General features: G+C 64.6%; 20 protein-coding genes. 16 read left to right on the top strand and 4 right to left on the bottom strand.

All coding sequences use genetic code 11. The features are described 5' to 3' along the window. The first annotated feature begins 8 nt into the window (after nt 1-8). From rlmN to CSC73_RS09480, 11 genes are all read left to right on the top strand, one after another. A complete protein-coding gene (gene rlmN / locus CSC73_RS09530) occupies nt 9-1,163 on the top strand; it encodes a dual-specificity RNA methyltransferase RlmN (protein WP_163840206.1) in 1,155 nt (384 codons plus the stop codon). Beyond that, entirely contained in the window at nt 1,150-1,965 is an 816-nt protein-coding gene (pilW, locus tag CSC73_RS09525; RefSeq protein ID WP_163840275.1) for a type IV pilus biogenesis/stability protein PilW, read from the top strand. Before rlmN ends, pilW begins: the two co-directional genes overlap by 14 nt. Beyond that, entirely contained in the window at nt 1,958-2,791 is an 834-nt protein-coding gene (locus CSC73_RS09520; protein ID WP_163840205.1) for a helix-turn-helix domain-containing protein, read from the top strand. Before pilW ends, CSC73_RS09520 begins: the two co-directional genes overlap by 8 nt. 77 nt (nt 2,792-2,868) lie before the next feature. After that, nucleotides 2,869-3,501 carry a YfgM family protein gene (locus CSC73_RS09515; RefSeq protein ID WP_163840204.1) on the top strand — a complete coding sequence of 211 codons (633 nt, stop codon included), beginning with the start codon at nt 2,869-2,871 and terminating at the stop codon, nt 3,499-3,501. Then, a complete protein-coding gene (gene bamB, locus CSC73_RS09510) occupies nt 3,501-4,682 on the top strand; it encodes an outer membrane protein assembly factor BamB (RefSeq protein WP_163840203.1) in 1,182 nt (393 codons plus the stop codon). Before CSC73_RS09515 ends, bamB begins: the two co-directional genes overlap by 1 nt. A gap of 175 nt (nt 4,683-4,857) precedes the next feature. Continuing rightward, nucleotides 4,858-6,258: a ribosome biogenesis GTPase Der gene (der, locus tag CSC73_RS09505; protein ID WP_163840202.1), complete on the top strand. Its 1,401-nt coding sequence runs from the start codon at nt 4,858-4,860 to the stop codon at nt 6,256-6,258. A gap of 24 nt (nt 6,259-6,282) precedes the next feature. Continuing rightward, on the top strand, nt 6,283-7,500 hold the full coding sequence (locus tag CSC73_RS09500; protein ID WP_163840201.1) for a molybdopterin molybdotransferase MoeA: 1,218 nt from the start codon (nt 6,283-6,285) through the stop codon (nt 7,498-7,500). A gap of 165 nt (nt 7,501-7,665) precedes the next feature. Further along, nucleotides 7,666-8,799, top strand: coding sequence for a molybdopterin-synthase adenylyltransferase MoeB (gene moeB / locus CSC73_RS09495; RefSeq protein ID WP_163840200.1), 1,134 nt, complete (start codon nt 7,666-7,668; stop codon nt 8,797-8,799). Between the two features lie 65 nt (nt 8,800-8,864). Next, on the top strand, nt 8,865-9,116 hold the full coding sequence (locus tag CSC73_RS09490) for a hypothetical protein (protein WP_163840199.1): 252 nt from the start codon (nt 8,865-8,867) through the stop codon (nt 9,114-9,116). 34 nt (nt 9,117-9,150) lie between these two features. Then, complete coding sequence (locus CSC73_RS09485; RefSeq protein WP_163840198.1) at nt 9,151-10,341, top strand: low temperature requirement protein A; 1,191 nt, start codon at nt 9,151-9,153, stop codon at nt 10,339-10,341. 71 nt (nt 10,342-10,412) lie between these two features. Further along, a complete protein-coding gene (locus tag CSC73_RS09480) occupies nt 10,413-12,260 on the top strand; it encodes a monovalent cation:proton antiporter-2 (CPA2) family protein (protein WP_163840197.1) in 1,848 nt (615 codons plus the stop codon). Nucleotides 12,261-12,470: 210 nt separating this feature from the next. Here the strand turns inward: CSC73_RS09480 and CSC73_RS09475 are convergent, their stop codons facing one another. Then, nucleotides 12,471-12,767, bottom strand: a complete 297-nt coding sequence (locus CSC73_RS09475) for a DUF1244 domain-containing protein (protein WP_163840196.1) — start codon at nt 12,765-12,767, stop codon at nt 12,471-12,473. 49 nt (nt 12,768-12,816) lie between these two features. On the opposite strand from CSC73_RS09475, the gene folD reads away from it, so the two are divergent. From folD to tadA, 4 genes are all read left to right on the top strand, one after another. Beyond that, a complete protein-coding gene (folD, locus tag CSC73_RS09470; protein ID WP_163840195.1) occupies nt 12,817-13,698 on the top strand; it encodes a bifunctional methylenetetrahydrofolate dehydrogenase/methenyltetrahydrofolate cyclohydrolase FolD in 882 nt (293 codons plus the stop codon). A gap of 238 nt (nt 13,699-13,936) precedes the next feature. Next, on the top strand, nt 13,937-15,394 hold the full coding sequence (guaB, locus tag CSC73_RS09465) for an IMP dehydrogenase (RefSeq protein ID WP_093280197.1): 1,458 nt from the start codon (nt 13,937-13,939) through the stop codon (nt 15,392-15,394). A 102-nt stretch (nt 15,395-15,496) separates the two neighbouring features. After that, complete coding sequence (guaA, locus tag CSC73_RS09460; protein WP_163840194.1) at nt 15,497-17,065, top strand: glutamine-hydrolyzing GMP synthase; 1,569 nt, start codon at nt 15,497-15,499, stop codon at nt 17,063-17,065. Beyond that, entirely contained in the window at nt 17,065-17,544 is a 480-nt protein-coding gene (gene tadA / locus CSC73_RS09455) for a tRNA adenosine(34) deaminase TadA (RefSeq protein WP_163840193.1), read from the top strand. The genes guaA and tadA overlap by 1 nt, the downstream gene beginning before the upstream one ends. An 83-nt stretch (nt 17,545-17,627) precedes the next feature. Here the strand turns inward: tadA and CSC73_RS09450 are convergent, their stop codons facing one another. Further along, nucleotides 17,628-18,095 (bottom strand): DUF2721 domain-containing protein, encoded by a 468-nt coding sequence (locus CSC73_RS09450; protein WP_163840192.1) that lies wholly within the window; start codon nt 18,093-18,095, stop codon nt 17,628-17,630. A 105-nt stretch (nt 18,096-18,200) separates the two neighbouring features. On the opposite strand from CSC73_RS09450, the gene orn reads away from it, so the two are divergent. Continuing rightward, complete coding sequence (orn, locus tag CSC73_RS09445; protein ID WP_163840191.1) at nt 18,201-18,761, top strand: oligoribonuclease; 561 nt, start codon at nt 18,201-18,203, stop codon at nt 18,759-18,761. Between the two features lie 113 nt (nt 18,762-18,874). Here the strand turns inward: orn and CSC73_RS09440 are convergent, their stop codons facing one another. Then, nucleotides 18,875-19,804, bottom strand: coding sequence for a mechanosensitive ion channel family protein (locus tag CSC73_RS09440; protein ID WP_163840190.1), 930 nt, complete (start codon nt 19,802-19,804; stop codon nt 18,875-18,877). Nucleotides 19,805-19,811: 7 nt separating this feature from the next. Further along, a complete protein-coding gene (gene ppsA, locus CSC73_RS09435; protein ID WP_163840274.1) occupies nt 19,812-22,199 on the bottom strand; it encodes a phosphoenolpyruvate synthase in 2,388 nt (795 codons plus the stop codon). Between the last annotated feature and the right edge of the window lie 113 nt (nt 22,200-22,312).

The following is a 22,312-nucleotide window of genomic DNA, read 5'->3' as shown; positions in this document are numbered from 1 at the left end:
CCGATGACGTGAACGAGGTCGTCAAGAAACAGAACTTGCTCAACCTCGATCGCGAGGGCCTGGAGCGCTTCTTCGCCGATACTCTCGGCGAACAGCGCTACCGCGCCCACCAGGTGATGAAGTGGATCCATCACCGTTATGTCACCGATTTCGATGCCATGACCGACCTCGGCAAGGCGCTGCGCGCCAAGCTCCAGCAGCATGCCGAGGTCGTGGTTCCGCAGATACAGTTCGAAAAGCCTTCCGCCGACGGCACCCACAAGTGGCTGTTGGGAATGGACGGCAAGAATTCCATCGAAACCGTGTTCATTCCGGACAAGGGTCGCGGCACGCTTTGCGTGTCTTCGCAGGTAGGTTGCGCGCTCAACTGCCAGTTCTGCTCCACTGCCACCCAGGGCTTCAACCGCAATCTTTCCACGGCCGAAATCATCGGCCAGGTCTGGGTGGCCGCGCGCCATCTGGGCAACGTGCCGCACCTGCAGCGCAAGCTCACCAACGTGGTGATGATGGGCATGGGCGAGCCGTTGATGAATTTCGACAACGTCGTGCGCGCCATGAGCGTGATGCGCGACGATCTGGGCTACGGTCTGGCCAACAAGCGCGTGACGCTTTCCACCGCCGGCATGGTGCCGATGATCGACCGTCTTTCGGTCGAATCCGACGTGTCGCTGGCGGTGTCGCTGCATGCGGCCAACGACGAGCTGCGCACCGAGCTGGTTCCGTTGAACAAGAAATACCCGATCGCCGAACTGATGGCCGCCTGCGCGCGCTACGTGCGGCACAACAAGAAGCGCGATTCGGTGACTTTCGAATACACCATGATGCGCGGCGTCAACGACCAGCCCCAGCACGCGCGCGAACTGGCGCGCCTGATGCGCCAGTTCGACAACGCCGTGCAGTCGAAGGATGCGGGCAAGGTCAACCTGATCCCCTTCAACCCGTTTCCCGGCACGCGCTACGAGCGCAGCACCGATGCCGACATCCGCGCCTTCCAGAAGATCCTGCTGGATTCGCAAGTGCTCACCATGGTCCGGCGTACGCGCGGCGACGATATCGATGCGGCCTGCGGCCAGCTGAAGGGGCAGGTGGTCGACCGCACGCGGCGCCAGGCCGAGTTCCGCCTGCACCTGCAGTCGCAAGGGATCGATGATGCGGCTGCGTAGCGCTGCATTCGCCGTACTGCTGCTGTTGCCGCTGCTGACCGCATGCCGGGCCTTCATGGTGCCCGCCATGAAGGAGCAGCGGGCCGAATACGTGGCGCCCGACTACCATGTCGTCGACGACGCCAAGACCACCCAACGGATGGCGGCCGAGCGCAGGCTGAGCCTGGCAGAGCAACGGCTCAACGCGGGCGACCTCAAGATGGCGGAGGCCGAGGCTTCCGCAGCGCTCAAGGCGAACCCTTCCTCCGTCGAGGCATTGACCCTGCTGGCGGTCATCGCCGACAAGAAAGGGGCGAGCGCCCAGGCCGGGGAATACTTCAAGCGTGCCGCCGAGGCCGCGCCCAAGAGGGGCGGAGTGCTCAACAACTACGGCGCCTGGCTGTGCGGCAACGGCTTTCCCGCCGAGTCCCTGGTCTGGTTCGACCGGGCGCTCGCGGCGCCGGATTACGGCACGCCGGAATCGGCCCTGGCCAACGCAGGCGGCTGCGCGCTGAAGACCGGCCAGTACGAACGCGCCGACCGCGATCTGCGCAAAGCGCTCTCGATAGCACCGCAAAACGCCTATGCGCTGGCCTCCCTGGCCGAGAGCGAATACCGCCAGGGTCGCTATTTTCAAGCGAGGGCCTTCACAGAACGAAGATTGGCTGCTGCACCCGCCAGCGCAGCCGTGCTACAACTGGCGGCTGGTATAGAAGAAAAGCTGGGCGACAAGGCCGCCGCCAGCCGATATGTTCAGCGGTTACGGGCGGAGTTCCCCGATGTGGTTACCGCGGACCCCTGGGGAAAACAAGGCCATGACTGACCAGACACCACTGGACCCGACGTCTGCGGGTCGTTATGCCGAAGGCTGCGGGCCCGCCCTGCGCCAGGCGCGAGAGCGTGCGGGACTGAGTCTGCAGGAGGTGGGCAGTCAATTGAAAATGCCTGTCCGCGTAGTGCAGGCGCTGGAAGAAGAGAACTGGCAGGTGCTGGGCGCGCCGGTGTTCCTGCGCGGGCAGCTGCGCAGTTACGCCAGGCTGCTCAAGGTCGATATCGAGCCGTATCTGGAACGTGCCGACTTGCAGGGCGTGCGCCCGGTGGAACTGGTCAGCCACAGCCACACTCCCCGCTATCAACGGGTATTGGAAAGCGTTGCGCGCCGAGCGGTCTACGTGGTCATCACGGCCGCGATCGCGGTGCCGGTCTGGGTGGCTACCCAATCGCATCTGGGTCAAGGCTCCCAGGCCACCGCTTCGCTGGACGTCGTGCCCGCGCCAGCGGCGTCGGCCGAGCAGGGCGGCGTCGCCGGCAAGCCGCCGGCCGCCGCCAGTACGCAAGCCGCACCGTATGTCGCGTCGCTGACGCCGCTGCCGCGCAACGGCGCCAGCGGACTGACCCTGCGCATGACGGGCGACAGCTGGGTACAGATCGACGCGCCGGGTGGCGTCAATCTCGAGTACGGCCTGCTCAAGGCGGGCGAGGAACGCAGTTTCCGCAACGGGGAAGTCGGACGTGTCGTGTTGGGCAACGCAGCGGCGGTCGTGGTTCAGCAAGCAGGTAGTACGGTGGACCTGACGCCGTACAAGCGAGCGAACATTGCGCGCTTTGCGGTATCCTCTGATGGTTCCCTTGCGCCGGTCGCCAACTGACCTGCGTACGGGTCCCCACCGGATAATCCCGTCCAACCCCGAATCGAAGACCCCGCTCAGACGGGGCGAGAGTACGCATGGCGATCGACGATCTGCTCGATGAGCACGAACAAAGCGAGCGCGTCCGCAATTGGCTGAAAAACAACGGCGCCGGATTGGTCGGCGGCATAGCCTTGGGACTCGCGGTTATTTTTGGCTGGCAGTGGTGGCAGAAGCGGCAGGTACAGCAAGCCGAACAGGCCAATGTAAGTTACCAGGCCGCGCTGGACAGCATAGGCGCGGCCGATCTGAAGAAGGCCCAGGCCGAAGTCGGCAAGCTTGAAAGCGGCAACGCGTATGCGAATCTTGCCGCGCTGCGGCTGGCCAAGGCCCAGGTCGATGCCGGCCAGGCCGAAGCCGCGATCGCCACGCTCCGCGGCATCAAGGCCGACGGGAATCTGCAATCGCTGGTCGACTTGCGCCTCGCCAAGCTGCTGACCGATGCCGGCAAGGGCGAAGAGGCCCTGAAAGTCCTGGGCGACGCCGCCGACAGCGCCAGCCTGGAAGCGCGCGGCGATGCGTTGCTGGCCACGGGCAAGCGGGATCAGGCGCGCGACACTTATTTGAAGGCTCTCACCGCGATGGATGTGGCTGCGCCGCAGCGTCGCCTGGTCGAGCTGAAACTCAGCGATCTGGGCGGCACACCGCCCAAGCCCGCGCAGCCAACTTGATGAGGCCGGTTTTCATGTTCAAACGCATTATGGCGATCGCGGTCCTGGCGATGGTGTTGTCCGGCTGCAGCACGGTCAAAGGCTGGTTCAGCAAGGACAAGGACGACGGCAAACCCACCGAGCCGGCCGAGCTGGTCGATTTCACCGCTACCGCCACTGTTTCCAAATTGTGGAGCGCCAACGCGGGCAAGGGCGAAGACCGTCTGGGCGTGAACCAGGGTCCTGCAGTGGCCGATGGCCGCGTCTATGCGGCGGCTGTGGAGGGCGGCGTGCGCGCTTTCGATCTGCAGACCGGAAAGACCGTGTGGGAATACGAGTCCGAAGAAAGGTTGTCCGGCGGTCCCGGTGCCGGCGATGGGCTGGTGGTGATCGGTTCGCTGGACGGCAAGGTGATCGCGCTGGATGCGGCCACCGGTGCGGAGAAGTGGCAGGCCAAGGTGCCCAACGAAGTGATCGCAGCGCCCGCCGTCGGGCAGGGTTTGGTGCTGGTACGGTCCAACGATGGCCGCGTTTCGGCTTTCGATGCCGCCACCGGCGAGCGTCGCTGGTTCTCCAACCATGATCTTCCAAGTCTGACCGTTCGCGGCAATGCGCCGGTGACCCTGGGTCCGGGCGTGGTGTTCGTCGGCAATGACGATGGCACGCTTTCGGCCATGGGCTTGAACGACGGGCGTCCGCTGTGGAATCAGGTTATCGGCGTGCCCGAGGGGCGCACCGAACTGGAACGCATGGCCGACGTCGATGGCGCCGCCGTGCTCGACGACACCACGGTCTATGCCACCAGCTTCAAGAAGGAAACGGTCGCCATCGATGGCCCCAGCGGCCGTCCGCTGTGGACCCGCGACAACGGCGGACCGGGCGGGCTGGGCCTGTCCTCGGGCAGTGTGATCGTCGCCGATCCGGCCGGTTCGGTCTGGGCGCTGGACAAGAGCTCGGGTGCGCCGATGTGGTCCAACGTGACCCTGGCCCGCCGCTCGCTGACCGCGGCGACGGTGCACGGCGATTACGCGGTGGTCGGGGATTTCGACGGCTACGTGCATTGGCTGCGCCTGGACAACGGCGAGGAAGCGGCCCGCGAACGAGTCGGCGGCAAGGCGGTGCGCGCCAAGCCGGTGGTGGCCGACGGGATCCTGCTGGTGCAGAACGTCGAAGGCGAACTGACCGCATTCCGCCTGCAGTGAGGCAGGAATAGGGAATCGAGAACAGGGAGTCGAGAACAGGGAGTCGCTAGGGCGCGGTAGCGACCCCGATCCAGCTCGATCCGTCATTTTCGATTTTCCGCGGTCGGATGGAGGATAATCGGGCGACTGGGAATCCGCTGTTCCCATTCCCCATTCCCGATTCCCGGTTTTCAATATGCTTCCCCTCGTCGCACTGGTCGGCCGCCCCAACGTGGGCAAATCGACGCTCTTCAACGCACTCACGCGCAGCCGCGATGCGCTGGTCCACGACCAGCCCGGGGTGACCCGCGACCGCAACTACGGCATCTGCCGCCTGGACGAAGAGAATCCGTTCATGGTGGTGGACACCGGCGGCATCGCAGGCGAAGAGGAAGGTCTGGCCGGCGCCACCGCGCGTCAGGCGCGGGCTGCGGCCGAAGAGGCGGACCTGGTCCTGTTCATCGTCGACGGCCGCGAGGGCGCCTCGACGCTGGACGACGACATCCTGGCCTGGCTGCGCAAGAGCTCGCGCCCCACGTTGCTGGTGATCAACAAGATCGATGGTCTGGAAGAATCCACCGCGATCTCGGAATTCTCGCGCTACGGCTTCAACGACGTCATCACCGTGTCGGCCGCGCACCGCCAGGGCATCGACGAGTTGCTGGAGGAAGTGCACGCAAGGCTGCCCGAAGAAGGCACCACCGAAGTGCTGGACAACGATCCGGCGCGCGTGCGCATCGCTTTCGTCGGCCGCCCCAACGTCGGCAAGTCCACGTTGTTCAACCGGCTGCTGGGCGAAGAGCGCATGATCGCCTCGGAAGTACCGGGCACCACCCGCGATTCGATCGCCGTGGACATGGAACGCGACGGCCGCCAGTACCGTCTGGTCGATACCGCCGGCCTGCGGCGCAAATCGAAGGTCGAAGAAGCCGTCGAGATCTTCAGCATCATCAAGACCCTGCAGTCGATCGAGCAATGCCAGGTCGCGGTGCTAATGCTGGACGCCACCGAAGGAGTGACCGACCAGGATGCGACCGTGCTGGGGGCGATCCTCGACGCCGGCCGCGCGCTGGTGATCGCGGTGAACAAGTGGGACGGCCTGGAAACCTACCAGCGCGAGCAGACCGAATCGCTGCTGTCGCGCAAGCTCAATTTCGTGGAATGGGCCGAAAACGTGCGCATTTCCGCCAAGCACGGTTCCGGCCTGCGCGAACTGTTCCGCGCCATCCACCGCGCGCACGCCTCGGCCACCAAGGAACACGGCACCAGCGAAGTGACCAAGGCCCTGGAAGTGGCCTACGAAACCAATCCGCCGCCCGCTGTGCGCGGCCATGCGCCGAAATTGCGGTTCGCGCATCCCGCCGGCCTCAATCCGCCGACCTTCGTGGTCCACGGTACCCGCCTGAAGGTGCTGCCCGAATCCTACAAGCGCTATCTGGAGAACTTCTTCCGCAAGCGTTTCAAGATGGTGGGTACGCCGGTGCGTTTCATCTTCAAGGATTCGGTGAATCCTTACGAAGGCAAGAAGAACGTGCTGACCGACAAACAGGTGGCCAAGAAGCGCCGCCTGATCCGGCACGTCAAGCGCGGCAAGTAAGCGCGGCCTCCGGTGGCGGGGACGATGGACGGCTTTCCCACACGCATCGGCTACGACGATGCCGTGCGCATCGTGGAGCGGGTCGCGGCCGAGCGCAGGCTCGGCCATGAACGCCTGGCGATCAAACGAGTGGACGGACGCATCCTGGCGCAGGACCTCAGCGCGCCCATCGACCTGCCCGCTTTCGACAACAGCCGGATGGACGGCTTCGCGCTGCGCCATGCCGATTTGCATCCGGGAAACGATACGGAGTTGCGCATCGTCGGTGCGCAGTTCGCAGGACCGCTGCTGGCCCAGGCGCTGCAATCCGGTCAATGCATCCGCATTACCACCGGTGCGCCGCTTCCGGCCGGTGCCGATACGGTCGTCATCAAGGAAGAGACGCATGAACACGATGGCTTGCTGACGGTGCCGGCAGGCGTGGCGGCTGGTGCCGACATTCGCCGCGCCGGCGAAGACGTGCGGGCCGGCGACGTGGTGCTCCGCGCAGGCTCGGTCCTGTCTCCCGCGCGCGTCAGTCTGGCGGCCGCGCTGGGCGTGGCCGAGCTGGAAGTCTCGCAACGCCCCACGGTCGCGGTGTTCACTACCGGCGATGAACTGGTGGAGCCGGGGTTGCCGCTGCTTCCCGGGCAGATCTACAACAGCAACCGCGAGCTGTTGATGGGTCTGCTGCGCGCGGAAGGCCTGGAACCCGTCGCTTGGCCAGCTTTGCCGGACGACCCGGCCCGCATCGAAACCGCGCTGCGCGATGCGGCTTCGGCGTTCGACCTGGTCATCACCTGCGGCGGTGTTTCGGCCGGTGAGAAAGACCACTTGCCCGCGCTGCTGGGCGCGCAGGGCGAGATCCACTTCTGGAAAGTGAAAATGAAACCGGGCATGCCGGTGCTTTTCGGAAATCTGGATCGGGCGCTGTTTCTGGGTTTGCCCGGCAATCCGGTTTCGGTGCTCGCCACTTTTCTCACCCTGGGGCGCCAGTTGCTGGACGGCTTGCAGGGCAGGGCGGAGCCGCGTGCAAGGCGTTTCGCGCGGCTCACAGCGTCGTGGAATAAATCGCACGAGCGCCTGGAGTTCCTGCGCGGGCGCCTGCAGTGCGGACAGGACGGCGTGCTTGGCGTGGCGCCGAACAGCGCCGATGCCTCCCACCGCCTGCGTGCGGCGGCCGACAGCGATGTCCTGATCGTTTTGGGGGAGGGGGTACAGGAATTCGAAGAAGGCAGCGTCGTGGAAGTGCTGGCGTACTAGCTTTCCTTCTCCCGGAGGGAGAAGGTGCCCGAAGGGCGGATGAGGGAGTGGATCATCAGCTTGACTGAACCTTCTTCTTGCAAGTCGTTCTCCCTCCCTCATCCGGCGCTACGCGCCACCTTCTCCCAGTGGGAGAAGGGAAGCAAACAGCGCGATAATCCCGCCATGTCCATCCCCGAAATCACCCCCACCCAAGCCCGCCAGCGCCAGACCCATGGCGCCGTACTGATCGATGTCCGCGAAGCGCACGAGCGCGCCGGCGGGCAGGCCGAAGGTTCGCTGGGCATAGCCAAAGCCGATCTGGAAGCCGACCCCGGCCTGCACCTGCCCGAACGCGCCGCGGAGATCCTGCTGATCTGCCAGAGCGGCGCCCGATCCATGCAGTCGGCTGCCTTCCTCAACCAGGCCGGTTACCTGAATCTGTCTTCCGTCGCCGGCGGCACCACGCGCTGGATGGCCGAAGGTCTGCCGGTGGTCAGGCCGCAGTTGGATGCCGATGAAGCCGATTTCATGGACCGCTATTCGCGCCATCTGCGCCTGCAGGAAGTGGGTGTGGAGGGCCAGCGCAAACTCGAGGCTTCTCGGGTGTTGATGATCGGCGCCGGCGGGCTGGGTTCGCCGGCGGCGTTCTATCTTGCCGCAGCGGGAATCGGCCATCTGCGTATCGCAGATGACGACGTGGTAGACCGCAGCAACCTGCAGCGCCAGATCCTGCATACCGAGGCGCGGATAGGCGAAGCGAAGGTCGTCTCGGCCCAGATCGCGCTTTCGGCTTTGAATCCGCGCACGCGGATCGAAGCGGTCGCCGAACGCGTCGTGGCCGGCAACATCGAACGCCTGCTGGCGGACGTGGATGTGGTGATCGACGGTGCCGACAATTTTCCGGTGCGCTATCTGCTCAACGACGCCTGCGTGAAATTGGGCAAGCCGCTGGTGTACGGCGCAGTGCAGCGTTTCGAAGGGCAGGTGAGCGTGTTCGACGCCGGCCGCCATCGCGGGCAGGCGCCGTGCTACCGCTGCCTGTTCCCGGAACCGCCGGCGGCCGAGTTCGCGCCCAATTGCGCCGAGGCCGGCGTGCTGGGCGTATTGCCCGGCGTGATCGGGCTGCTGCAGGCCAACGAGGCGATCAAGCTGTTGCTGGGCATCGGCGAACCGCTGAGCGGTCGGTTGCTGCAATTCGATGCGCTGGCAATGCGCTTCCGTGAAATGCGCTTGCGGCCGGACCCCGATTGCGTGGTTTGCGCGCCGGACAAGCCGTTTCCGGGCTATATCGATTATCAGAAATTCTGCGGGGGCTGATTCGACCGTCGCAGAAGAAAATCCGATATCGTTCGCCATGAGATCATTCAACTGGGGAGTTGGCTATGCGTACCCTCATTTTCATCGTGACCGGTCTGGTGTTCATGGCGTTGGCTATGTGGTTGACCAAGTCCGCCAAACGCACCACTACCGCCTGGATATTCACGGCTGTCTGGTTGCTGGCGACGTTGTGGAATCTGCGCACCGGCATGTCGCACGGATATTCGCTGCAGGAAGAGTTGCCGATCCAGTCGGTCATCTTCGCGATCCCCGTACTAGGCGCATGGCTATTGGCCTGGAAGGGCCGCGGCCGTTGATGCCGCGACACGGGTTCGCGAAAGGATCGCTAGTATGAACATCCATTCCCATTCGTTGCTGCGCAAACGTGGCCAGCACGACAGCGGCAAGGTCTCCATGGTCGAGTTGTTCTTCGATCTGGTCTTCGTTTTCGCCGTCACCCAGTTGTCGCACGGCCTGCTGGCCCATCTGACGCCGACCGGCGCGCTGCATACGCTGATGCTGCTGATGGCGGTGTGGTGGTTGTGGATATTCACCTCGTGGGTCACCAACTGGCTGGATCCGGAAAAAGTGCCGGTGCGGGTCATGCTGTTCGCGCTGATGCTGGGCGGGCTGCTGATGTCGTCTTCCATACCGGAAGCGTTCGGCGAAAAAGGCCTGCTGTTCGCTTGCGCCTTCGCGGCAATGCAAGTGGGCCGCAACTTGTTCATGCTCTGGGCTCTGCGCGGGGAAGGAGCCGCGCAGTCGCATAATTTCCAACGCATCCTGATCTGGTTTCTGGCTTCCGCGGTGTTCTGGGTATGGGGTGGTTTCGAGCAGGGCGCGCTACGCACCGGTTTGTGGCTGGTGGCCATCGCCATCGAATACGTATCGCCATCGGTCGCCTTCTGGGTGCCCGGGCTGGGGCGTTCGACCACGGCGGAATGGGATGTGGACGGCGGCCACATAGCCGAACGCTGCGCGTTGTTCGTGATCATCGCGCTAGGCGAATCGATCCTGGTCACGGGTGCGACATTCGCCGGATTGCCGACCAACCCCGCCACCGTAGCCGCCTTCCTGGTTTCCTTCCTGGGCAGCGTGGCCATGTGGTGGATGTATTTCGACACTGCCTCCGAACGCGCCAGCCACCGCATCGCGCATTCCGACGACCCTGGCCGCATCGCGCGTCTGGCCTACACCTACCTGCATCTGCTGATCGTCGCCGGCATCATCGTCTGCGCGGTGGCCGATGAAATCGTGCTGGTGCATCCCGGGCATGCCGAAACCTTGGGCGTCGCCGTCATTCTTGCCGGCCCGGCGCTGTATCTGCTGGGCAATGCCTTGTTCAAATGGACATCGAACGACCGCAAACTGCCCCCGTTGTCGCATCTGGCGGGGCTTGCGCTGTTGGCGGCGGTGGCGCCTTTCGCATTCGCGCACCAGTTGTCGGCATTGGCTCTGGGCGCGTTCACCACCGGCGTGATGGTCCTGGTCGCGGCTTGGGAAAGCTTCGCCCTGCGCAGAGTGCCGCGTACGAAACACTGAAAGCTTCGTCCGGACTCGGAATCGCGGCTGGCAGCGGTTAACCTGTAATGCCCGCCGCAGGAAATTCCAGTTTGGCCACAGAAGCCGTCTCCAGCGATCTGATCAAGGTCGTCGCACTGCTGGGTGCGGCCGTAGTAGCCGTGCCTCTGTTCCGCCGCCTGGGTCTGGGCTCGGTGTTGGGCTATCTGGCCGCCGGGTTGTTGATCGGGCCCTTCGGCTTCGCCTGGTTTTCCGACCCGCAATCCATCCTGCATGTCGCTGAATTGGGCGTGGTGATGTTCCTGTTCGTCATCGGTCTGGAGATGCGGCCCTCGCACCTGTGGGGCCTGCGTCGGCAGATATTCGGATTGGGAAGCCTGCAGATCGCGGTCTGCACGGTCGCATTGACTGGCGTCGGGCTGGCTTACGGTTTCAGCGTGCCGGTGTCTTTCGTCGGCGCGGCCGGTTTCGTGCTCACCTCGACGGCCATCGTCATGCAATTGCTGGGCGAACGCGGCGACATCGCGCTGCCGCGCGGGCAGAAGATCGTATCGGTCCTTTTGTTCGAAGACCTGTTGATCGTGCCGTTGCTGGCGATCGTCGCCTTCATGTCCCCCGTGGTGCCGGACCATGCCGATGGCTCCAGATGGCTGAGCGTGGGCATCGGCGTGGCCAGTCTTGCTGGACTCATCGCCGCGGGTATCTGGTTGCTCAATCCGCTGTTCCGGATTCTCGCGACTGCCAAGGCGCGCGAGGTGATGACCGCGGCGGCGCTGCTGGTGGTGCTGGGTTCGGCGCTGCTGATGCAGATCGGCGGCCTGTCGATGGCGATGGGCGCGTTCCTGGCGGGAGTGCTGTTGTCCGAATCCACCTTCCGCCACCAGATCGAAGCGGACATCGAACCCTTCCGCGGCATCCTGTTGGGCCTGTTCTTCCTCAGCGTCGGCATGTCGCTGGATCTGGCCGTGGTGGCGCGCAACTGGCCGCTGATCGTGTCCGGTGTGCTGGCGATGATGGCGACCAAGGCGTTGTGCATCTATGTGGTGGCCCGTGCCACCCGCAGCCCGCACCGCGAGGCGCTGGACCGGGCGGTGTTGATGGCGCAGGGCGGCGAATTCGCCTTCGTGCTGTTCTCCGCGGCTGCCGCCGCCCGTGTCATCGACGCCACGGTCAACGCCAACCTCACCGCCATCGTGGTGCTGTCGATGGGGCTGACGCCATTGTTCGTGATCCTGCTCAGGCGGGTGACGCCGAAGGCGCAGGAGTCGCTGGAAGGCATCGACGAGGCGCGCGGACTGAGCGGCAGCGTGCTGATCATCGGTTTCGGCCGCTTCGGCCAGGTCATGAGCCAGTCGCTGCTGGCGCGCGACGTGGACGTGACCATTATCGACACCGACATCGAGATGATCCGCAGCGCCGAGGAGTTCGGTTTCAAGATCTATTACGGCGACGGCACGCGGCTGGACGTGCTGCACGCTTCGGGCGCCGACAGCGCGCGCGCGATCGCGGTGTGCGTCGACGACAAGGTTGCGGCCACGCGCATCGTGGAACTGGCCAAGGCGCAGTTCCCGCAGGCGCGGCTGCTGGTGCGCTCCTACGACCGCGAGCATTCGCTGGAGTTGATCAACGCCGGCGTGGACTACCAGATCCGGGAGACGTTCGAATCGGCGGTGAATTTCGGCGTCGCGGCGCTGGTCGAGCTGGGAGTCGCGCAGGAAGAGGCCGAACGCATCGCCACCGAGATCCGGCGCCGGGATGCCGAACGTTTCGAACTGGAAATGGCGGCCGGGGACGTTCGCGCCGGTATTCCGTTGATGTTGGGCAACGCTCCCAAGCCCACGCCCACGCCGTTCACCACGCCCAAGCGCGAAGGACAGGCCTTGAACAAGGAAACCGCGGACATCATCAACAGTCCCGATCCGGATTCGCGCACCGGTTAAGTGGGTCCCAACGACCCTCGTCTTGTCGTCCCGAGCGTAGCGAGGGATCTGCTGCTTTTGCAGGCAAGAGCAAATCCCTCGCTACGCTCGGGATAGCATTCGAGTTGTCTGGAAGTTGCCTGAAGAAGTGCAGGGTGCAGATGCCCGCATAAAGCAGAAGCAGCGCCTACGGCACGGCGATGCCGAGCAGCGGGTTCACCAGCCGCCGCATCAGCCGTGGCCCCGCTGCGCTTCGGCGAATGCGGCCAGTTTCTCCGGTGTGGCTTCCTGCTGGAACTTCGCCTTCCATTCCGCGAACGGCATCCCGTACACGCGCTCGCGCGCTTCGTCCTTGCTCATCGGCTGTCCGGCGGCTTCGGCGGCCTCGCGGTACCAGTCGGACAGGCAGTTGCGGCAGAAGCCGGCCAGGATCATCAGATCGATGTTCTGTACGTCGCTGCGTTCGACGTTGAGGTGCCGCAGCAGGCGGCGGAAGGCGGCGGCTTCGAGTTCGGTGGTGTCGGACATGGCTGAATCGGGGACAATAGGGGCCAACGACTTTACACCCGCGCCCTAGATGACCCCAGCTTCCCCCAGCGCCCATACCGCCCGCATCCTCGACGGCCGCCGCATCGCCGAGAACCTGCTCGACGAGCTCAAGGCCAAGGTCGACGCCCGCGTCGCCGCAGGTCTGCCGCGCCCGGGCCTGGCGGTGGTCCTGGTCGGGGGCGACCCGGCTTCCACCGTGTATGTGCGCAACAAGCGCCGCGCGGCCGAGAAGGTCGGCATAGAGGCCTTCGACCACGATTTGCCGGCCGGGACTTCCGAGCACGAGTTGCTGGCCCTGATCGACAGGCTCAATGCCGACCCCAAGGTCCACGGCATTCTGGTCCAGCTGCCGCTGCCCGGCATTCCCGATGCCAGCCGCCTGATCCACCGCATCGACCCGCGCAAGGACGTGGACGGCTTCCACCCCGAAAACGTCGGCCACCTGGCACTGCGCGAGTTCGGCCTGCGTCCCTGCACGCCGCGCGGCATCACCACCTTGCTGGGCTACACCGACAAGCCGGTGCGCGGCCAGAACGCGACCATCGTCGGGGTCAGCAACCATGTGGGTCGGCCGATGGCGCTGGAGCTGCTGATCGCGGGCTGCACGGTGACCAGCTGCCACAAGTTCACGCCCGCCGCCGTGCTGGAGGCGAGGGTGCGCGACGCGGACATCCTGGTGGTGGCCGCCGGCCGTCCCGGCTTGATCCCGGGGGAGTGGGTCAAGCCCGGGTCGGTGGTCATCGACGTGGGCATCAATCGCCTGGAGGACGGCAGCCTGGTCGGCGATGTGGGCTTCGACGCCGCCGCCAAGCGTGCCAGCTGGATCACCCCGGTTCCAGGCGGGGTAGGGCCCATGACCGTGGCCACGCTGATGCAGAACACGCTGGAGGCGGCGGAAGCCGCAGCTTAAAGCCCCTCTCCCAGCGGGAGAGGGGTTGGGGTGAGGGTGCGGCGAAGTCAGTAGCGTGAGAACCAACTGGACTCCGCCGTACCCTCATCCGCCCTTCGGGCACCCCGTATCAAGTACGGGGCAGGCTCTTCTCCCGAGGGGAGAAGGGAGCGCAACACTTCGTTGCATCGTCCGCGTAGGGACATTTGAGCCGCCAAAATAGTACAATTACGCGCTTCCCCACCAAACGGGTCCGCCGATGCTACGCATCCAGGCTGAAGCTCTCACCTACGACGACGTTTCCCTCGTCCCCGCGCATTCCCTTGTCCTGCCCAAGGATGTCGACCTCGGCACGCGCCTGACCCGCGACCTGCGGCTGAAGCTGCCGATCGTCTCCGCCGCCATGGACACCGTCACCGAAGCGCGCCTGGCCATCGCCATGGCACAGCTGGGCGGCATCGGCATCCTGCACAAGAACCTCACCGTCGAGCAGCAGGCGGCTGAGGTGGCAAAGGTCAAGAAATTCGAAGCGGGCGTCATCAAGGACCCCTTCACCGTAGGTCCTGAGACCACTATCGGCGACGTGCTGGCGCTTACTCGCGCCCGTAATATCTCCGGCGTGCCGGTGGTCGATGGCAACCAGTTGCTGGGCATCGTCACCAGCCGCGACATGCGTTTCGAAACCAAGCTGGACGACCCGGTCCGCCACATCATGACCAAGAAGGATCGCCTGGTCACCGTGCGCGAAGGCGCCAGCGACGGCGAAGTGGTGCAGTTGCTGCACAAGCACCGCATCGAGAAGGTGCTGGTGGTCAACGACAACTTCGAGCTGCGCGGCCTGATCACGGTCAAGGACATCCAGAAGAAGACCGACAATCCCAACGCCGCCAAGGACAGCGCCACGCGCCTGCTGGTCGGCGCGGCGCTGGGCGTGGGCGGCGACACCGACCAGCGCGTGGAAGCGCTGGTCGCTGCCGGTGTGGACGTGGTCATCGTCGACACCGCGCACGGCCATTCGCAGGGCGTGCTGGATCGCGTGGCCTGGATCAAGAAGCGTTTCCCGCAGCTGCAAGTGATCGGCGGCAACATCGTCACCGGCGATGCCGCGCTGGCTTTGATGGATGCCGGTGCCGACGCGGTCAAAGTCGGTGTGGGTCCGGGCTCCATTTGCACCACGCGCATGGTCGCCGGCGTCGGCGTGCCGCAGATCACTGCGGTGTCGATGGTCGCCGAAGCCTTGCAGGACCGTATTCCGCTGATCGCCGACGGCGGCATCCGCTATTCCGGCGATATCGGCAAGGCGATCGTGGCCGGCGCCTCCACGGTGATGATCGGCGGTTTGTTCGCCGGTACCGAAGAAGCGCCGGGCGAAGTCGAATTGTTCCAGGGCCGCAGCTACAAAAGCTACCGCGGCATGGGCAGCCTGGGCGCGATGGAAAAGGGCAGCAAGGACCGTTATTTCCAGGACGCGTCCGATGCGGACAAGCTGGTGCCCGAAGGCATCGAAGGCCGCGTGCCGTATCGCGGATCGGTCGGCAACATCATCCACCAGCTGGTCGGCGGCCTGCGCGCCACCATGGGCTATGTGGGCTGCGCCACCATTGATGAGATGCAGAAGAAACCCAGCTTCGTCACCATCACCGGTGCGGGCCAGCGCGAAAGCCATGTGCACGACGTGCAGATCACCAAAGAGCCGCCGAATTACCGGATGGGCTGAACGCCCATCCGCGAATGGGGAATCGGGAATCGGGAATCGATCAGTCCTCATCGCCGACACGCTTTGCCTATTCCCGATTCTCCGTTCTCGATTCCCGGCCCTATGACCAACATCCACACCGACAAGATCCTGATCCTCGACTTCGGCGCGCAGTACACCCAGCTGATCGCACGCCGCATCCGCGAAATCGGCGTCTACTGCGAGATCTGGGCCTGGGACCACGATCCGGCGGAAATCGCGGCCTACGGCGCCAAGGGCATCATCCTGTCGGGCGGCCCGGAATCCACCACCGAAGCCGGCGCCCCGGCCGCGCCGCAGCAAGTGTTCGACTCCGGACTGCCGATCCTGGGCATCTGCTACGGCATGCAGACCCTGGCGGCCCAGCTGGGCGGCGCCACCGAAGCGGCGGATGCGCGCGAGTTCGGCCATGCCGAAGTGGAAGTCATCGCGCCCGACGCCCTGTTCAAGGGCCTCAACGACCACGCCGGCAAACCGCCGCGCCTGAATGTCTGGATGAGCCACGGCGACCACGTCTCTAAGGCGCCGCCTGGTTTCACCATCACCGCCATCACCGACCGCATTCCGGTTGCGGCGATGTCGAACGAAGACAAGCGCTGGTACGGCGTGCAGTTCCATCCCGAAGTCACCCACACCCTGCAGGGCCAGGCGCTGCTGCGCCGCTTCGTGGTCGATATCTGCGGCTGCGCCACCTTGTGGACCGCAGCCAATATCATCGACGACCAGATCGAGCGCGTGCGTGCGCAGGTAGGATCGGACGAAGTGATCCTGGGTCTGTCCGGAGGCGTCGATTCCTCGGTGGTCGCCGCGCTGCTGCACAAGGCCATCGGCGAACAGCTGACCTGCGTGTTCGTGGATACCGGCCTGCTGCGCTGGCAGGAAGGCGACCAGGTGATGGCGATGTTCGCCGAGCACATGGGCGTCAAGGTGATCCGGGTGAATGCGGCCGACCGCTATTTCAAGGCGCTGCAAGGCGTGGCCGACCCCGAAGCCAAGCGCAAGATCATCGGCAACCTGTTCGTCGAGATCTTCGATGAGGAATCCAGCAAGCTGGCCAACGCCAATTGGCTGGCGCAGGGCACGATCTATCCGGACGTGATCGAATCGGCCGGCAGCAAGACCGGCAAGGCGCACGTGATCAAGAGCCATCACAATGTCGGCGGCCTGCCCGAGCACATGAAGATGGGTCTGGTGGAACCGCTACGCGAACTGTTCAAGGACGAAGTGCGGCGCCTGGGTGTCGAGCTGGGCCTGCCGCGCGCCATGGTCTACCGCCATCCCTTCCCGGGCCCCGGCCTGGGCGTGCGCATCCTGGGCGAAGTGAAACGCGAATACGCCGAGCTGCTGGCCCAGGCCGATGCGATCTTCATCGAAGAACTGCGCAAGGCCGACCTGTACGACAAGACCAGCCAGGCCTTCGCCGTGTTCCTGCCGGTGAAGTCGGTGGGCGTGGTGGGCGACGCGCGCGCCTACGAGTGGGTGATCGCGCTGCGCGCGGTGGAAACCATCGACTTCATGACCGCGCACTGGGCGCACCTGCCGTACGATTTCCTGGGCACGGTCTCCAACCGCATCATCAACGAACTGCGCGGCATCTCGCGCGTGGTCTACGACATCAGCGGCAAACCGCCGGCGACCATCGAGTGGGAGTGATGTCTCCGCAGGACGATGAAACCTGGATGCGTCATGCGCTTGCGCTCGCCGACAAGGCGGAGCGCGAGGATGACGAGATTCCGGTGGGCGCCGTGCTTGTCGGCGCCAATGGCGAAATCCTTGGCGAAGGCTGGAACCGCAACCTGGCCGAGCACGACCCCAGCGCGCATGCCGAAATCGTGGCCATGCGCCGCGCCGGAGCCAAGCTGGCCAATCACCGTCTGGTCGGCAGCACGCTCTATGTGACCCTTGAACCGTGCGCCATGTGCGCGATGGCGATGGTCCACGCTCGTGTGGCGCGATTGGTGTACGCGGCCAGCGATCCCAAGACCGGTGCCTGCGGCAGCGTGTTCGACCTGCTGGCCGATCCGCGCCACAACCACCGCGTCGAAGTCGTATCCGGATTGCTGGCCGATGAAGCCTCGCGCCGCCTGACCAACTATTTCCGGGCCAAGCGCGGCAAGCCGCTACTGGATTGAAATGTAGGAACGGGCCCTGCCGGCGAGCTCTTGCCTGTATCCCACAAGAGAGCTCGCGGGCAGGGCCCGCTCCTACAGGCGTTCTACTCCCGCTTGGCGATATGGCGGTGGTCCATTTCCTCGTTGACCGCCTTGACCGCCAGCGTCGACTCGCGCGCCAGCAACAGGCTGGCGGCGAACATCGCCAGCACGCCCAGGGCCGCCAGCACGGTGGGAAGCATGCCCAGCCGGTGCGCCAGCAGATTGTCCGCGGCCACCGCCAGACTGGTGCCCACGAACAGGCTGATGGCGCCATACAGCAGCTGGCCCGCGCGCAGGATGATCAGGCTGCGCCGGCGCTGCAGCGCGATGCGCTGTTCGTAAAGCGCGCGTTGCAGCGGGTCGTCCAGGGCGTGCAGTTCCTTGAGCAGCGTACGCGCGCGATCGATGATCCTGGCCAGCCGGTTGTTGGCCGACAGCAGCAAGGAGGCCGTCGCCGTGAGGAAGAAAGCCGGCGCCAGCATCGCGGTGAGCGTGGCGTAGTGCGTGTACTGGTCGCTGTTCTGGAGCATGGCCTGTGCCCGTGGGGAGCTGCGTTATGATGCGGCACAATGCGATCTTTCCGCAAAACACGCTCGCCGACGGCGATGCGCAGCCTCAAGGACCAAGACCGACGCATGTCAGCCAACAACCCCAATAGCGACCGCCTGATCTGGATCGACCTGGAAATGACCGGGCTGGACACCGGCCAGGACTCCATCATCGAGATCGCCACGGTGGTGACCGATTCGCAGTTGAATGTGTTGGCCGAAGGACCCGAGTTCGCCATCGCCCATCCCGTAGCGGTGCTGGAAGCCATGGACGACTGGAATCGCGCCCAGCACACCCGTTCCGGGCTATGGAAGCGGGTGGTGGAGAGCACGGTCACGCTGGGCCAGGCCGAGGCCCAGACGGTGTCGTTTCTGGCCGAATGGCTGCCGGCCAATGCCTCGCCGATGTGCGGCAACTCGATCTGCCAGGACCGCCGCTTCCTGCACCGGCTGATGCCGCGGCTGGAGAAATACTTCCATTACCGCAATCTGGACGTCAGCACGCTCAAGGAACTGGCGCGCCGCTGGGCGCCGAGCGTGCTGGAAGGCGTGCGCAAGCAGTCGGCGCATACCGCGCTCAGCGACGTGCGCGATTCCATCGAGGAATTGCGCCACTACCGCAAGCATCTGGCAGAACTGGCCGGCTAGAGGCTCTTGTAGGAGCGACGTGAGTCGCGAAGGAAGGCCGGTCCGATCGGAATGGCCGTTCACCCGAGAAAGCCTTCGCGACTTACGTCGCTCCTACGCGCCCCTGCGCGCCCCTACGCCGGAGGCTTTGCGGAAACCGCATCTCCATCGTCGGCGACCGAACGGGTGACGATCTCGGTCAGCGGTGTACCGTCGGCATTGTGGTGATACACGTGCAGGTCGCGCGGGGGTAAAGGCAAAGACATGCCATGGCTCAGCAGTTGGCTGCGCACGGCTTCGGCGATCCGGTTCTTCGCTTCGCCCACGTCCTTGGTCTTGGCCCAGGCGAACAGGGTCATGTCCACGCCGCCCTCGCTCAACCGCGCGATATCCACCGCCGGAGCAGGATCCTTCAGGACCAGGGGATTGGCAGTGGCGATGGCCAACAGTATCTCCCTTGCCCGTGCCGGATCGTCCTGGTACCGCACCGTCAATGGGATATCGATACGGCGCTGGGGTTTGGCGGTGAAGTTGATGATCGGCGCGGTGGTGATCATGCTGTTGGGCAGGATGATCAGGCGGTTGTCGGCCGTACGCATGCGGGTCTGGAAGATGCGGACTTCTTCCACCGTACCTTCCAGGCCCGCGATCTGCACGCTGTCGCCGTCGCGGAACGGGCGCAGCATGATCAGCATCACGCCGGAGGCGATATTGGATAGCGAATCCTTGAGGGCCAGGCCGACCGCCAACCCGGCCGCGCCGACGACCGCCAGTACGGAAGTGGTTGGCACTCCGATCTTCTGCAACGCGGCGATGAATACCACCACCATCATTGCTGCGTAGCTGACGTTTCGCAGGAAACCCGAAAGCGTGGTTTCCACGTGGGCACGTGTCAAAGCTCTTTCGATCGCCCGGCTGATCCATTTGGCCAGCCAAAAGCCGATCAATACGATCAGCGCTGCGACCACCCAGTTCGTCAGTAGGGCAAGCCAGTCGATGCTGTCGAAATCCAATGCACGATGCCCTGCGGAAGCGGCATTCTTTTGGACGGCTTGCGCGATCATCGTCGGCTTACTGCGCCTTGAGCTTGGCCAGGCGCAGCCATGTATCGACCACGGTATCGGGATTCAGCGACACCGACTCGATGCCTTCCTGCATCAGCCAGTCCGCAAGATCCGGGTGGTCGGACGGGCCCTGTCCGCAGATACCCACGTACTTGCCCTTGGCCTTGGCGCTCTTGATCGCCATCGACAGCAGCTTCTTCACCGCCGGGTCGCGCTCGTCGAACAGGTGCGCGACGATGCTGGAGTCGCGGTCCAGGCCCAGGGTGAGCTGGGTAAGGTCGTTGGAGCCGATGGAGAAGCCGTCGAAGATGTCCAGGAAGTCGTCGGCCAGCAACGCGTTGGACGGCACCTCGCACATCATGATGATCTTCAGGCCCTGCTGTCCTTCAGCATGATCGCCGCGCTTGAGGCCGTGCTTGGCCAGAACTTCGATGACCTTGCGGCCCTCGTCCAGCGTGCGCACGAACGGGATCATCACCCACAGATTGTCCAGGCCCATCTCGTTGCGCACCTTGCGCACGGCTTTGCATTCCAGCGCGAACGCGGGCTCGAACGACGGATCGACATAGCGGCTGGCACCGCGGAAACCGATCATCGGGTTCTCTTCGTGTGGTTCGTAGTTGGCGCCGCCGATCAGGTTGGCGTATTCGTTGGACTTGAAGTCCGACAGGCGCACGATCACCGGGTTGGGCGCGACCGAGGCGGTGATGGTGGCGATGCCTTCGGCCAAACGGTCCACGTAGAAGCTCACCGGATCGGCGTAGCCTGCGGTCTTCGCATCGATCTTGCGCTTGGTTTCCGCATCCTGGCGATCGTATTCCAGCAGCGCATTGGGATGCACGCCGATATGGCTGGCGATGATCATTTCCAGCCGCGCCAGGCCGATGCCGGCATTGGGCAACTGGCCGAAGTCGAACGCGCGCTCCGGGTTGGCTACGTTCATCATGATCTTGAGCGGGGCGGGGGGCATGTCGGCCAGATCGGTGGTGATGCGCTCGAACTTCAGCGTGCTGCCGTAGATGAAACCGGTGTCGCCTTCGGCGCAGCTGACGGTGACTTCCTTGCCGTCTTCGATATGGTCCAGTGCATTGCCGGTGCCGACCACTGCCGGCACGCCCAGCTCGCGGGCGATGATGGCGGCGTGGCAGGTGCGGCCGCCGCGGTTGGTGACGATGGCCGAGGCCCGCTTCATCACCGGCTCCCAGTCCGGGTCGGTCATGTCGGCCACCAGCACGTCGCCGGGCTGCACGCGGTTCATGTCGGCCAGGCTGCGCACCACGCGCGCCACGCCGCTGCCGATCTTCTGGCCGATGGCGCGGCCTTCGGCGATCACTTGGCCACGTTCCAGTAGGTGGTAGCGCTCGATCTGGGTCGCCTTGCCGCGCGATTTCACCGTTTCCGGGCGCGCCTGCACGATGTACAGCTTGCCGCTGACGCCGTCTTTGGCCCATTCGATGTCCATCGGGCGGCCGTAGTGTTCTTCGATGGTCAGCGCCTGTTTCGACAGCGCCTGCACGTCTTCGTCGGAAATGGAGAACTTGTTGCGCAGCTCGGCTGGCGTGTCCTCGATCTTCACCCGCTCGCCGGGCTGGTCCGAATAGACCATGCGTAGCAGTTTGCTGCCCAGCGAACGGCGCAGGATGGCTGGTTTTCCAGCCTTCAAGGTGGGTTTGTAGACGTAGAACTCGTCCGGGTTGACCGCGCCCTGCACGACCATTTCGCCCAGGCCCAGGCTGGAAGTGACGAACACCACGTCGCGAAAGCCCGATTCGGTGTCCAGAGTGAACAGCACGCCCGAAGCGCCCACGTCCGAACGCACCATCAGCTGCACGCCGGCCGACAGGAACACGTCTTCGTGCTTGAAGCCGTGATGCACGCGGTAGGCGATGGCGCGGTCGTTGTAGAGGCTGGCGAAGACTTCCTTGACCTTGTGCACGACATCATCGGCGCCGGTGACGTTGAGGAAGGTCTCCTGCTGGCCAGCGAAGCTGGCGTCAGGCAGATCCTCGGCGGTGGCCGAAGAACGCACCGCCACCGCGATATCGCCGCCGCCGTTGTCGGCGGCCAGTTGCGCGTAGGCGGTGCGGATATCGGCGTCCAACTGCGGCTGCAGCGGCGCTTCGATCACCCAGTCGCGGATTTCCTTGCCGGCGACCGTCAATGCATCCACGTCTTCCACGTCCAGCGTGGCCAGCTTGTCGAAGATGCGCTTGGACAGGTCGTTGTAGGCGATGAAGTCCTTGAAGGCTTCCGCGGTGGTCGCATAGCCTCCGGGGACCGAAACGCCCAGATTGGCCAGCTGGCCGATCATTTCGCCCAAAGAGGAATTCTTGCCGCCTACCCGGGCCAGATCGGCCAGGCGCAGGTCGTGCAACCACAGGATGCTTTGATTCAAGCTGGTCTGGTTCAAGCGCAACGCTCCAAAGCGGTCGTGCGCCTCGCCGAAGATCAACGGCGAGGGCCGTGTCCATGGGAAGAATCGCTATGATGCAGTGCAAGACAAGCCCA

Source organism: Pseudoxanthomonas sacheonensis (assembly GCF_010093305.1).
Taxonomy (GTDB): domain Bacteria; phylum Pseudomonadota; class Gammaproteobacteria; order Xanthomonadales; family Xanthomonadaceae; genus Pseudoxanthomonas_A; species Pseudoxanthomonas_A sacheonensis.
This window is presented reverse-complemented; position numbering and strand designations above follow the sequence as displayed.